We start from the raw sequence: 11,985 nt of genomic DNA on the forward strand, positions 1-11,985 counted from the left end.
CGCCAGCGTGCCGTAAACCTTGGTTTTCGGCAAGAGGCTACTGGCCGGTTGGCATCATCTGCACTTCGGCGATGGTCTGCATGTTCTCGCAGCCACCGCCGAGCCGCATCCCGCGTACCGGGCAGGCGTCGAGATAGTCGATGCCTACCGCCAGCTTAAGGTGTTGATTCGGCAGGCGGGTATTGTTGGTGACGTCAAAGCTGTGCCAGCGGTCGTCGACCCAGGCCTCGGCCCAGGCGTGGGTGGCGACGTGGGCGGAGTCTTCGCTGTAAAGATAGCCGCTGACATAGCGCGCCGGAATGTTCAGGCTGCGGCAGCAGGCCAAAAATACGTGGGTATGATCCTGACAGACGCCGGTGCCGGTTGCGAATGCCTGGGCCGCGCTGTCGGTGACGCTGGTTGACCCTGGGGTGTACGGCATTTTGAGCAGCAGCTCGCCCATCAGATTTTCCAGCCCGTCCAGCACCGCCTGCGGTTGGTAGTAGCGCAGGGCGAAGGCCTGGATCGCGCTGTCGGGTTGGGTCAGCGGGCTGTGGCGCAGGAAGACCAGCGGCGACAAATGCCCCATCACCTGATCTTCGGCACCGTCTTCAATTTCCACCACGCCGTGGGCCTGAATGCTGATGGCCTGGTGCGGGTGATCCAGCGTCAGCACGTGCAGCACGTTGCCGAAGGCATCGGTGGTGCACACGGCATCTTCCGGCAGCGTCAACTGCCATGAAATGATGCGCTGATGCTCCGAATCCTGCGGCGTCAGGCGCAGATACTGAGTGCTGCGCTGCACCTGCTGGGCATAGGTATAGTGGGTGTTGTGCTCAATGTTCAGTTTCATTGCGCCTCCAGATAAGTGTGATGGATGCTCTCCGCGATGCCGCCAATCTGGCCGAGAAACGCGTCCAGCCAGTCGTTCAACCCGACCTTATTCAGATCTTTCATGCTGCTAAAGCGCAGCTCGGCGTGCAGCGTATGCGCCAGCCGGCGCGGCTGATTGGCACTGTTGCCGCCAATTTGCTCCAGCTGTTGCACCAGATCGCCGACGCAGGCCAGCAGGGAGCGGGGGATTTCATTACGCAGGATCATCAGTTCGGCAATGGTGTCCCGACTGAGCTGCTGCTTGTAGATACTGTGGTAGGCTTCGCGTGCGCTCACTGCCCGCAACAGCGTGTCCATGCGGTAATATTCGCGCACCGGGTCGCCGTCGCTGTCCATCAGCGAGTTCTTGACCCCTAACAGACGGGCAGTGCTGTCTGCGCGCTCCAGCAGGGTGCCGAGGCGGATAAAGCACATGGCGTCGCTGCGCAGCAAAGTGCCGAACATCGCACCGCGAAACAGGTGAGAACGCTCCTTCACCCAGTCGAAAAAGCCATCCGCGCCCACCGAACCTATGCCCTGACGGCGGATCAGCTTCATTTCGATCCAGGTGGCGTTGATGCACTCCCAGACCTCGGAAGACAGGCTGCCGCGCACCGCATGGGCGTTGTTCCAGCCCATTTGCAGACAGCTGTAAATGCTGCTGTGGTTGCGGCTGTCGAGCGCAAAAAAGCTCACCAGATTGGCCATCGTCAGGTCGGGGTAGGCGGCGGCATACAGCTGCCCGGTACTGGTCAGATTGAGCGGCACCTGCAGATCCTGATCCTCGCTGTCGCGGATCGGCATCATCGACAGCTTGTTGGTGACGTCGAGCACCCGGGCGATGCTTTCCGCCCGCTCCAGATAGCGGGCCATCCAATAGAGTTCACTGGCAGTTCGGCTCAGCATGCGTCGTCCTCCAACACCCAGGTATCCTTGGTTCCCCCGCCTTGCGACGAGTTGACCACCAGTGAGCCTTGCGCCAGCGCCACGCGCGTCAGGCCGCCTGGCACCAGGCGGATTTCCGCGCCGCTGAGGGCGAACGGCCGTAAATCGATATGTCGCGGCGCCAGGCCGTCGTTGACGAAGGTCGGGCAGGTCGACAGCGCCAGCGTATTTTGCGCAATGTAGTTATGCGGCTTGGCCAGCAGCAGGCTGCGGAAGTGAGCGATTTCGTCTTTGGTCGCCGCCGGGCCGATCAGCATGCCGTAGCCGCCGGCACCGTGCACCTCCTTCACCACCATCTGTTCCAAGTTCGCCAGCACGTACGACAGTTCATTCTTGTGGCGGCATTGCCAGGTGGGCACGTTATTGAGGATCGGCTCTTCCTGCAGGTAGAAACGCACCATGTCCGGCACGTACGGATAAATTGACTTGTCGTCGGCCACGCCGGTGCCGATGGCGTTGGCCAGCACCACGTTGCCGGCGCGGTATACCGACAGCAGGCCCGGCACGCCGAGCATCGAATCCGGGCGGAACGCCAGCGGATCGAGGAAGGCGTCGTCCACCCGGCGGTAGATCACATCCACCTTGCAAGGCCCGGCGGTGGTACGCATAAAGACCGCCCCGTCCTTGACGAACAGGTCGGCGCTTTCCACCAGCTCAACCCCCATCTGCTGCGCCAGGAAGCTGTGTTCGAAGTAGGCGCTGTTGAAGCGGCCCGGCGTCAGCACCACCACGGTAGGATCGTTGATCGGCGAGCTTTCACGCAGGGTTTGCAGCAGGTGCGACGGGTAGCGCTCCACCGGCGCGATGCGTTGCTGAGCGAACAGCTCCGGGTACAGGCGCATCATCATTTTGCGGTTTTCCAGCATATAGGAAACGCCGGACGGGGTGCGCAGGTTGTCTTCCAGCACGTAATACTGGCCGTCACCGTTGCGCACCATATCCACGCCAACGATGTGCGCGTAAATATTGCGGTGCAGATCGACCCCTTGCATGCAGGGTTGATATTGATCGTTGGCCAGCACCTGTTCCGCCGGAATGATCCCGGCTTTCAGAATGTGTTGTTGATGGTAAATATCGTGCAGAAAGGCGTTAAGCGCCTGTACGCGCTGGCGAATACCGCGATCGAGCATCGCCCACTCGCTGGCGGGTATGATGCGCGGTACGCTGTCGAACGGAATCAAGCGCTCAGCGCCATGATCCTCACCATAAACGTTAAAGGTAATCCCCACCCGGTGAAACAGCAGTGCAGCCTCTTCCCTCTTGCGTTGAATGGCCTTTTGGTCAGCCTGTTGCAGCCAATGCCAGTAAGCCTCGTAGTGACCCCGGTGCTTACCCTCAGCCAGAAGCATCTCATCAAAAAACGGTGAAGCAGACAGATCGATATTTAGCATCATCACCTCGTCGACATTGCAGGCTGTATACAGAACCAGCATAAAATGTGCCAAGGTGATAAAGGGGCGAAAATGGCGCGAAAACGCCGGCTCGCGGCAGGAAATGGCCCGCTTTGGGTGCAACCCAAGCGGGCGCTGCCTTAAAACGGGGCAAAACCGCGGCGCGTGCCTCAGTAACAAAATACGGGGATTGTGTCTTCAGCGAAGGCATAAAAAGATAGGGGGGACACCGAGAAAATATATCTAACAGATTCATTTTTAAAAGCATTCAAGGGAAGGGTAATGCCACATGATTTTAATGTTCAGGCGCTGGGACGTGCCGCGTTGGCTACCGCCAATGAAATTTTTGCTGCCGCTACCTATAACATTCGGGTGCAAATGCTGACTGCTGAAGATTTGGAATGGTGCATTGTGCAGACGCGTCGGCAACCTGAAAATCTGCGTATGCCGTGGGCACTAAGCGGTGCTGTGTTGGATAATCCAGATGCTTTCAATTTTAGTTTTAAGATCCTGGATGCGGATCAAAGGCCTGCAGGGGCTTGTCATTGCCAGTTTTGCCCCGCGACAGACGAGATGCCTGCGGTGCTGAATGTTGAAATGCTGCAAAATTTCCACATCAAAGGCTCCAGCCTGGACGGGAACACTTTCCGTTTTGCACTCTATGCCACGGTGCTATTTATGGTCGCTACTCAATGCACCAGCTTACGGCTAATATCACCGATCAATGCGAGAGTTGCTGATTATTACATCAATGAGTATCGCTTTATTGATATCACCTCGGGTGAGAAGGGCATTCTCTACCGCGATGCTCAGGCATTATTCCAATGGTTTATCGACGACTCGGCCTCGGTTGAGATTGCGCATTATTTGAGCGACAATGACGACCAACAAACAGGGTTATAGGGGGGAATATGGTCATTAAAACCACGGATCGGTTTATAGCGAAAACTGACGCCTATGAACTGCAGGTATACAAAACCGAGGGGGGAAGGCTGACGGCGGTAAAAGCCTATACTTCTGAGGAGATTAACCGCCTGACCCCCGAGGAATGCCGATTAGCGCTTCACGTGAAGAAGTGGTGGCGGTTTTGAAACAGGCCTCAAAAAGTTTTAAGGCTCAATCTTCTCCGATAAGTGAGGCTGCGGGCGCAATTCGCCGAGTCAACAAATAAAAACGGCCAGCCTGGGCTGACCGTTGGGCGCGTGGTCGCGGTATTAGCGACGAACGGCGATGGCTTCGATTTCGATTTTCACGTCTTTCGGCAGACGGGCCACTTCAACGCAGGAACGGGCCGGGAACGGCGCGCTGTGCTCGGTGAAGAAAGCTTCATAAGCGGCGTTAACGGTAGCGAAGTCGTTCAGATCTTTCACGAAAACCGTGGTTTTCACGATGTCGGCCACTTTCAGGCCGGCAGCTTCAACGATCGCTTTAACGTTTTCCAGCGACTGGCGAGCCTGAGCGGCAACGTCGTCGGCAACGGCGCCGGTTTTCGGATCGACCGGGATCTGGCCGGAAGTGATGATCATGCTGCCCAGATCAACGCCCTGCACGTAAGGACCAATGGCTGCCGGGGCGAGTTCAGTGCTGATGTTACGTGACATTTTTTCTCCTGATATACCCTTCGTCTTTCAAATCGCAGCGCGGTGGGCTGCGTGGCTCTCCGTAGCGTCGGGCCCGGTATTCGGTGCCCCTACGGGGTTCCCATTATAGGCAGTCACCGGGAGAATAACAGCCTCATCTCCCGGCAGCTGGCCGAACTCAGTCCGCCTGCAAGACCACCTGATGCTCGAACTCTTTTTCGCAGTAGCGGCATTTCAGGTGTACGTCGCCGTCGCGGGATTTCACGCTAAAGCTGGAAGACACCGGTTCGCTGCGGCTGATGCAGTTGCTGTTCGGACAGGTCAGCACGCCGTCGATGTGATCCGGCAGGCTGAGGGTCAGCTTGCGTACCACTTCATAATTGTCGATGCGGTTAACCGTGGCTTTCGGCGCGTACATGGCCAGTTGGTTGGCCTGTTGCTCCGTCAGGAAGGTGTTTTCGATTTTGATCAGGTCTTTACGGCCCAGCTCGTTGGAAGGCAGGTTCAGGCCGATGGTGATGCGCTGGTCGGTGGCGGTCAGCTTGAACAGCGTCAGCAGCTTAAACCCGATCTGTGCCGGAATATGGTCAATCACCGTGCCGCACTTGATCGCTTCAACCTGCAGTTTGTTATCGTGAGTCATGACGGTTCCCCCTTAAAGAGCCAAATCTGCGTTTAAAACCAGCGCCAGCAGCGCCTGACGGGCGAAAATGCCGTTACCCGCCTGCTGGAAATAGTAGGCGTACGGCGTTTTGTCCACGTCGGTAGTGATTTCGTCAATGCGCGGCAGCGGATGCAGCACCTTGAGGTTGGCGCGTGCGCCGGCCAGATCCGCTGCGCGCAGAACGAACTGCGCCTTCACGTTGGCGTATTCGGAAGGATCCAGACGCTCTTTCTGCACCCGGGTCATGTAGAGAATATCCAGCTCGGGGACCACTTCTTCAATGCTGCTGTGCAGACTGAACTCGATGCCTTTCTCTTCCAGCATTTGCAGGATATAGGTCGGCATTGCCAGCGCGTCCGGCGCGATGAAGAAGAAGCGATTGCCTTCAAACTTGGCCAGCGCCTGCGCCAGTGAGTGCACGGTGCGGCCGTATTTCAGGTCGCCGACCATGGCGATATTGATGTTGTTCAGGCGGCCCTGGGTTTCCTGAATGGTGAACAGGTCGAGCAGCGTCTGGGTTGGGTGCTGGTTGGCGCCGTCACCGGCGTTGAGTACCGGGATGCCGCCGGAGAATTCGGTCGCCAGGCGCGCCGCGCCTTCCTGCGGATGACGCATGACGATGGCGTCGACGTAGGTGCCAATCACCGAGATGGTGTCGGCCAGCGTTTCGCCTTTCTTGCCGAGCGAGGTGTTGCTGCCGTCGGCAAAACCCACTACCGAAGCGCCCAGACGGTGCATCGAGGTTTCAAACGACAGGCGGGTACGGGTCGAGGCTTCAAAGAAGCAACTGGCGATCACCTTGTGTTTTAGCAGCTCGGGTTGCGGATTGGCTTTCAGGCTGGCGGCGGTGCGCAGCACCAGCTCCAGATCCTCGCGGCTGAGATCGTTAATAGAGATGATATGTTTGTGATACAGCGGGTTGGCCATTTTTCACTCTCCTCGACTCGTGCCCGTGGCGCGGGGCTTTGAACAGATTTTTCAGGCAAAAAAAAGCCCCTCAACGAGGGGCTTGAAACGATCGGTTTAGCAACAGGAGAAACAACGGCAGTTGGCTGCCGATTGGCAGTCGGTTTTGTCGGTTGTGGCTAACAAAACAAACGTCGTTTTTCATGCTTTCTCCTGGCAAATTGTCGCGCATTATACTCGCGCCTTTGTCCACTGCAAGCGCTAAAACGCCGATTTTTGTCATTTCGCAATCGATTGGCTGGTGGCCTTTAGCCGCATGGCAGAAAATTTACCTTCAGTGGGCTCGGCGCAGCAAAATCACCAGAACGAAAACACCGCCCAGCCCGGCGGTAATGATCCCGATGGGCAGCTCTTGGGGGGCGGTGATGACGCGGCTCAGCAGATCGCCGGCAGAGAGCAATATGGCCCCTAACACTCCGACCAACGGCAGCAGACGCCGGTGACGTACGCCGGTAAAAGGGCGCGCCAGATGGGGAACCATTAAGCCGACAAATCCTATCACCCCGGTCAATGCCACCAGTAATGCCGTCGCCAGCGAACAGCAAAGAAACACTTCCGTGCGCAAACGGCGGGTGTTGATGCCCAGCGTGCCGGCGGTCTGTTCGCCCGCCAGTAAGCCGTCCAGCGATCGCCAGCGCAAGGCAATCAATACCACCAGCAACAGCAGCGCTATCAAGGCAAAAATCACATTATCCCAGCGGGCCAGCCCCAGCCCGCCCAGCGTCCAGAACAGTACGCTGCTGGCGGTACGCTGATCGCCGGAAAAAACCAGATAGTTGGTGAAGGCCCCGAATAAAAAAGAGACCGCCAGCCCGCAGATAATCAGCTTTTCGGTGCCTTTTTGCGATTGAGTCATAAAAATAACCAGCACCACGGCAGCAGAGAGCATGCCACCGGCAAAGGAAGACACCGGTAACGTCCAGGCCCCGAGGCTATCACCGAGACGGGTCATCACCAGCACCACGCCGGCGGAGGCGCCAGAGGAGAGGCCAAACAGAAAGGGATCGGCCAAATCGTTGCGGGTTGTGGTTTGCAACAGTGCGCCGACCAACGCCAGGCCAGCCCCCGCCAGCAGCCCAAGCAAGGTGCGTGGCAAACGCAGTTCCAGCACGATGCTTTTGATCATGGGGGGTACATCACCCGGGCCGATGCCCAGCGCGCTTAACACCTGGGCAAGAGAGAGCGACACGCTGCCTTGGGCGACATTGGCGAAGATTAACCCTGCCAATAACAGCGGGGCGAGGGTCCAGGCCAGCCTGAAACGTATTTTTTCCGACATCAGCTAACAGCGGCAGGATAAAGGGCCTGAGCCAGTTTGTGGATCGCCTCAATATTGACCGGCCCCGGTGTTAACGCCTGGTATTTCAATTTCAAATAGCGGTGATGGACCACTGCCGGGGTTTGCTTCATCAGGGGGTGTTGTTCAAGGAAAAGCTGCCGCGCATCGATGCTGTCGGTGGGCTCAGCCTGATAGTCCACCAGAATGATAAATTCAGGCTCTGTCGCCGCCACGCTTTCCCAATTGGTGTTCACCCAGCTGGTGTTCAGGGTATCCATCACGTTTGTTGCCCCAGCGGCTTCAATAATCGCCGTCGGCATGGCGTAGGCCCCGCTGGTGTAGGGCTTTTCTTCGCCGGAATCATAAAGGAACACCCTGACGGGTTTCTGCGTCGCAATTTTGCGATGGATATCTGCCACCTGCCGTTGCCAGCCTGCGACCAGCTTTTCCGCCTGTTCCTGTTTACCAAAGACTTTGCCGAGCCTGATCATATCGTCGTAGAGCAAATCCATACTGGCCCGCGGCCGATGGTTGTCGACGTGGATGCAGCTTTCACTCAGCACCAGCGTTTTGATATTGAATTTTGCCAGCGCTTGCGGGGTCACTTCCCCACGAAGACCATAATTCCAGCCGGCGAAGAACAGGTCTGGACTGGCAGCGAGAAGGTTTTCGATCGTCGGGTATTTGGCGGCCAGTTCAGGAATGGTTCCCTGCTGCTGCGTGAATTCAGGGATGTTTTTGTACCAGCCGGAGATCCCTGTCACGCCGACGATAGAAGGCTGGAGCTGCAGGGCAAAGGCCATTTGCGACATATTGATATCTTGAATAATGGCACGCTGTGGCGGGCGTTCAAAGGTCAGGGGCTGGCCGCAGTTGTCCACCGTAACCGGGAAACCAGAGGCCCCGGCGCTTGCCGCGGTGAATGCCAGTAACGCGGCGAGGGTTAACTTTTTCACATCGACTCCAGATTCATTGCACCGAAAGGCTATTGATTGGGCATTACCGTCGGTTGTCTGGCCTGGCGTCAGTGGGGCGGAGGAAGGTCATCCCACTCGGGTAACCCCGTGGGCAAAACGGCAAAACCGAAGTCAATAACCCGGTTTATTGGAAACGGGGGCAACATACCTGAATAATTCGTATGACAAATATAGTTAGATCAAACAATTGTCGGTTGTGGCGAATATCGCGGGGATTATGTCGGTAAAGCCTCGAAGAAACGCACAGCTTCGCCGCTTTCCGGATGACGAACCTGCAGCGTTCTCATGCCAAACACCTGTTGCAGGTGCGTCGATTCCAGCACCGTTTCAGGGCGGCCATAACAAAGGATTTTCCCTTTATTGATGATCATCACCTTATCGGAAAAGGGTTGCACCAGCTCGAGATCGTGCAGCACTTTTATCGTGGCTATCTTTTTTTCATGGATCAGCGACAGCAGTTGATGTCGGGCCAGAGGATCGAGGTGGTTAGTGGGTTCATCAAGCAATAACAGCACCGGCTGCTGCGCCAATGCTCTGGCGAACCCGGCGCGCTGGCGTTCACCGCCTGAAAGCTTGCCCAACGGGTTATGTTGCAGGTGGCCGATACCCACCTCCTCCATCGCTTTTGCAACTATCAGCGCGTGTTGAGATGGCGAATGATCGGCCAGCCAGGGCAGTCGTCCCAGTGCCACATACTCGCTAACCTTAAGCCGTAAATCCGCATCATCGTGCTGGCTCAGCAAGGCGATAGCGCGGGCGCGTTGCTGGGGTTTTAAGCTGGCTAGGGGCTTTCCCTGAAAGAGAATTTCGCCTTCGGTCGGCTTGAGCTCACAGGTCAGTAGCCGCAATAGCGTGGATTTCCCACTGCCGTTCGGGCCGATAATGGTAACGGATTCACCGGGTTGAATACTGAAGCTGGCCCGATCAATTCGCGGGGCTTTCCCTGGGGTCGTCAGGGAAAGATTCTGCACCGACAGCAGGCTGTCGGTGGGCAGGCTGGTCATGAAATATCCTTTTCCGAGCTCAGAAAAATGTCTCAATGGTTTCTATAACGTTGTAATTATCATCAATCACCAACAGCGTCTTCCATTTATCGAAGGTCAGGCAGGGGTGAGAGGTGGCAAACACCAGTATATCTCCAACCTGCACCGGGAAGTCTGCCGGGCAGCTTAACATGGCGTGCTGGTCCATAATCCCCTGGGTGGTTAACTGCTGCACGCCGCTGTCTTGCCGAACCCCGTTGCGGTAATGGGCGATCGGCTGCGGTAATCCGGCGTCGAAAGCCGCGTCTCGCTTGCCAAAATTGACGATAACCCGGCCCGGCTCCGGCACCGACTGTACCAGCGCTATCAATTCCAATGCCGAGGTTAGCTCCCCCGCCAGATCGCAGGCGTAGCTATCGCGGGCCAGCACCGCATTTTGCGCGTCCTGATAAATTCCCCGATCGTGGGTGATGTAACAGCCGGGGCGGATCACCCGACGGCAGTTTTCCGGCAGCGACTCTTCACCCCAAACGCGGCAAACCACGTCATACCAGGAAGAGCCCGCACCGGTGAGGATTGCTTCTTCACCGCTGAGCAGACGTTGCCGGTGCAGTTCACGCAGCAAGCCGGCGGCGTCACGCAGGAACCGTTCGATTTTACTCTGGGCGTCGTCGCCGTGCATCACGCCTTCATATAGCTCGATACCCTGCAAGCGCAGCCCTGGCAGCCCGGCGATATCCTGCGCCAGTTGCTCGGCTTGTGCCACGCTACGGCAGCCGCAGCGGCCACCGGGCACGCCCAGCTCTAACAGGACATCCAGAGTTTGCCCATGCTGGCTGAAAAACGCCGAGAGGGATTGTGCATTGCTCAGGCTGTCGATGCAGCAAAGGAAAAGGGTGGAGGGATGTTGCGCTTTCAATTCGGCCACGAGTCGCATATTGGCCTTGCCGACCAGTTGGTTGGCCATCAGTACCCGGGGTACGCCCGCCTCCATTGCCACCTTCGCCTGCCAGGCGGAACCGACGCCCACCGCCCAGGCGCCCTGGGCTACCTGACGCTGGAAGATCCAGGGGGTCATGGTGGTTTTACCGTGCGGGGCCAGCGAGACGCCGCGTGCATCGGCATAGTTTTGCATCCAGGCGATATTGTTTTCCAGGCTGCTGAGCTTGATCACCGCGGCCGGCAGGCAGACATCTTCGTTAAGCAGGTTTGCCGGCGCAGACGGGTCACTGCGCAGCACGGCGGCCTTATGGGTAACGGTGAAATCTTTTTGGTATTTCATAACATTATCCTTTGGGTGCTCTATCTTTTTTAAATTGGGGTATCTTGATTTATTTATTTGATTTTAATTGGATTTAAATATTATTTTTTGATTTTAGGGTACAAAGTATCATTTTTAACGCTGATTTTTGTGTAGTCTTCCACTGTTTTCTTGCATTGTAAATGACAAAATTTAATCACTATGGGGTGAGGCGATGGGTGTGGATATCGACATTATCTCGCGCATTACAGAGCTTTTTATTGAGCTGAGCAGCGCCGAAAAACGTATCGCGCAATTCATTCTGGACGAGGCGGACGCGGTGACCGCTTTGCCGATTGCCGAGCTGGCCCGGCAGGCCAACGTCAGCCAGGCCTCGATCACGCGCTTCGCCAAAACGCTGGGCTGCCGTGACGTGCGTGACCTTAAGGTCAAGCTGGCGCAGTCGTTGGCGGTGGGGCAACGGTTTATCCATGAAGAACCGGACCTGGAAGGGATCCAGGGGATTTACGAAACCATCATCAATGTCCTGACGATTAACCGCCGGACGATCGACGAGCCGGCGCTGGCCAAAGCGGTGGAGTGGCTCAGCGACGCGCGGCAAATTCTGGCCATTGGCATGGGCGGCGGCTCGACCATTTGTGCCGCTGAGGTACAGCACCGCCTGTTTCGGCTCGGGCTGCCGGTGACCGCGCAAAGCGACGGCTTGCTGGTGCGCATGATGGCGGCGGCGGTGGCCAGGCAGGATGTGGTGGTGGCGCTGTCGCTGGGCGGCTACACGCAGGAAGTGGTGGAAAGCGCGGCGATTGCTCGCCAATACGGGGCCAAAGTAGTGGCCATCACGCCGGCAGGAACGCCGCTGGCGGCGCAGGCCGACGTGCTGTTGGCGCTGGTGGTGCGGGAAAATGATTACATCTATAAACCCAGTACTTCGCGCTACGCCATGTTGGCGATGGTCGACGTGCTGGCGACGGCGCTGGCCATGGCGAATAAACGCCAGTCCCGGGACCGTCTGCGCCGCATCAAGCTGGCGCTGGACAGTCACCGTGGAGGAGAAGATCGGCAGCCGCTGGGGGACTGAGTCGCTGCC

At 57.3% G+C, this 11,985-nt stretch carries 13 protein-coding genes; 3 read left to right on the forward strand and 10 right to left on the reverse strand.

Annotated elements, in window-relative coordinates; genetic code table 11:
• Positions 1 to 37: 37 nt before the first annotated feature.
• From EBA31_RS01455 to EBA31_RS01465, 3 genes are read right to left on the reverse strand one after another with little or no spacing between them, the layout of a single operon-like run.
• On the reverse strand, positions 38 to 832 hold the full coding sequence (locus EBA31_RS01455) for a transglutaminase family protein (RefSeq protein ID WP_046374624.1): 795 nt from the start codon (positions 830 to 832) through the stop codon (positions 38 to 40).
• A complete protein-coding gene (locus EBA31_RS01460) occupies positions 829 to 1,758 on the reverse strand; it encodes an alpha-E domain-containing protein (protein WP_020824999.1) in 930 nt (309 codons plus the stop codon). Before EBA31_RS01460 ends, EBA31_RS01455 begins: the two co-directional genes overlap by 4 nt.
• The gene (locus tag EBA31_RS01465) at positions 1,752 to 3,188 is read right to left on the reverse strand and encodes a circularly permuted type 2 ATP-grasp protein (RefSeq protein ID WP_122080571.1); all 1,437 of its coding nucleotides are present in this window, start codon (positions 3,186 to 3,188) and stop codon (positions 1,752 to 1,754) included. Before EBA31_RS01465 ends, EBA31_RS01460 begins: the two co-directional genes overlap by 7 nt.
• Positions 3,189 to 3,470: 282 nt before the next feature.
• Between EBA31_RS01465 and EBA31_RS01470 the strand changes: the two genes are divergently transcribed.
• Both EBA31_RS01470 and EBA31_RS01475 read left to right on the forward strand, forming a co-directional pair.
• The gene (locus tag EBA31_RS01470; protein WP_202914187.1) at positions 3,471 to 4,091 is read left to right on the forward strand and encodes a hypothetical protein; all 621 of its coding nucleotides are present in this window, start codon (positions 3,471 to 3,473) and stop codon (positions 4,089 to 4,091) included.
• Positions 4,092 to 4,099: 8 nt separating this feature from the next.
• Positions 4,100 to 4,279, forward strand: a complete 180-nt coding sequence (locus EBA31_RS01475) for a hypothetical protein (RefSeq protein ID WP_238387421.1) — start codon at positions 4,100 to 4,102, stop codon at positions 4,277 to 4,279.
• 123 nt (positions 4,280 to 4,402) lie between these two features.
• On the opposite strand, the gene ridA is transcribed toward EBA31_RS01475, so the two are convergent.
• From ridA to EBA31_RS01510, 7 genes are all read right to left on the reverse strand, one after another.
• Positions 4,403 to 4,789 carry a 2-iminobutanoate/2-iminopropanoate deaminase gene (gene ridA / locus EBA31_RS01480; protein WP_044554008.1) on the reverse strand — a complete coding sequence of 129 codons (387 nt, stop codon included), beginning with the start codon at positions 4,787 to 4,789 and terminating at the stop codon, positions 4,403 to 4,405.
• A gap of 157 nt (positions 4,790 to 4,946) precedes the next feature.
• Positions 4,947 to 5,411 carry an aspartate carbamoyltransferase regulatory subunit gene (pyrI, locus tag EBA31_RS01485; protein ID WP_020825003.1) on the reverse strand — a complete coding sequence of 155 codons (465 nt, stop codon included), beginning with the start codon at positions 5,409 to 5,411 and terminating at the stop codon, positions 4,947 to 4,949.
• 12 nt (positions 5,412 to 5,423) lie between these two features.
• Positions 5,424 to 6,359: an aspartate carbamoyltransferase gene (gene pyrB / locus EBA31_RS01490; RefSeq protein ID WP_122076828.1), complete on the reverse strand. Its 936-nt coding sequence runs from the start codon at positions 6,357 to 6,359 to the stop codon at positions 5,424 to 5,426.
• 313 nt (positions 6,360 to 6,672) lie between these two features.
• Positions 6,673 to 7,677, reverse strand: coding sequence for an iron ABC transporter permease (locus EBA31_RS01495; RefSeq protein ID WP_046374622.1), 1,005 nt, complete (start codon positions 7,675 to 7,677; stop codon positions 6,673 to 6,675).
• The gene (locus EBA31_RS01500; protein WP_046374621.1) at positions 7,677 to 8,633 is read right to left on the reverse strand and encodes an ABC transporter substrate-binding protein; all 957 of its coding nucleotides are present in this window, start codon (positions 8,631 to 8,633) and stop codon (positions 7,677 to 7,679) included. Before EBA31_RS01500 ends, EBA31_RS01495 begins: the two co-directional genes overlap by 1 nt.
• Before the next feature lie 236 nt (positions 8,634 to 8,869).
• Entirely contained in the window at positions 8,870 to 9,658 is a 789-nt protein-coding gene (locus EBA31_RS01505) for an ABC transporter ATP-binding protein (protein WP_122076832.1), read from the reverse strand.
• A 19-nt stretch (positions 9,659 to 9,677) separates the two neighbouring features.
• Positions 9,678 to 10,919 carry an amino acid deaminase gene (locus EBA31_RS01510; RefSeq protein WP_122076836.1) on the reverse strand — a complete coding sequence of 414 codons (1,242 nt, stop codon included), beginning with the start codon at positions 10,917 to 10,919 and terminating at the stop codon, positions 9,678 to 9,680.
• Positions 10,920 to 11,112: 193 nt separating this feature from the next.
• Here EBA31_RS01510 and EBA31_RS01515 point away from each other — a divergent pair, with 193 nt between their 5' ends.
• Positions 11,113 to 11,976, forward strand: coding sequence for a MurR/RpiR family transcriptional regulator (locus EBA31_RS01515; RefSeq protein ID WP_046374619.1), 864 nt, complete (start codon positions 11,113 to 11,115; stop codon positions 11,974 to 11,976).
• The last annotated feature ends 9 nt before the right edge of the window (positions 11,977 to 11,985 follow it).

Origin of the sequence: Serratia sp. P2ACOL2, assembly GCF_003691565.1 — a bacterium.
In the GTDB taxonomy this organism is placed as follows: domain Bacteria; phylum Pseudomonadota; class Gammaproteobacteria; order Enterobacterales; family Enterobacteriaceae; genus Serratia; species Serratia liquefaciens.

Bases quoted from the DNA above. Each gene is read 5' to 3' on its own strand.
- EBA31_RS01455 (WP_046374624.1), bottom strand. From the start codon at position 832: ATGAAACTGAACATTGAGCACAACACCCACTATACCTATGCCCAGCAG.
- EBA31_RS01460 (WP_020824999.1), bottom strand. From the start codon at position 1,758: ATGCTGAGCCGAACTGCCAGTGAACTCTATTGGATGGCCCGCTATCTG.
- EBA31_RS01465 (WP_122080571.1), bottom strand. From the start codon at position 3,188: ATGCTAAATATCGATCTGTCTGCTTCACCGTTTTTTGATGAGATGCTT.
- EBA31_RS01470 (WP_202914187.1), top strand. From the start codon at position 3,471: ATGCCACATGATTTTAATGTTCAGGCGCTGGGACGTGCCGCGTTGGCT.
- EBA31_RS01475 (WP_238387421.1), top strand. From the start codon at position 4,100: ATGGTCATTAAAACCACGGATCGGTTTATAGCGAAAACTGACGCCTAT.
- ridA (WP_044554008.1), bottom strand. From the start codon at position 4,789: ATGTCACGTAACATCAGCACTGAACTCGCCCCGGCAGCCATTGGTCCT.
- pyrI (WP_020825003.1), bottom strand. From the start codon at position 5,411: ATGACTCACGATAACAAACTGCAGGTTGAAGCGATCAAGTGCGGCACG.
- pyrB (WP_122076828.1), bottom strand. From the start codon at position 6,359: ATGGCCAACCCGCTGTATCACAAACATATCATCTCTATTAACGATCTC.
- EBA31_RS01495 (WP_046374622.1), bottom strand. From the start codon at position 7,677: ATGTCGGAAAAAATACGTTTCAGGCTGGCCTGGACCCTCGCCCCGCTG.
- EBA31_RS01505 (WP_122076832.1), bottom strand. From the start codon at position 9,658: ATGACCAGCCTGCCCACCGACAGCCTGCTGTCGGTGCAGAATCTTTCC.
- EBA31_RS01510 (WP_122076836.1), bottom strand. From the start codon at position 10,919: ATGAAATACCAAAAAGATTTCACCGTTACCCATAAGGCCGCCGTGCTG.
- EBA31_RS01515 (WP_046374619.1), top strand. From the start codon at position 11,113: ATGGGTGTGGATATCGACATTATCTCGCGCATTACAGAGCTTTTTATT.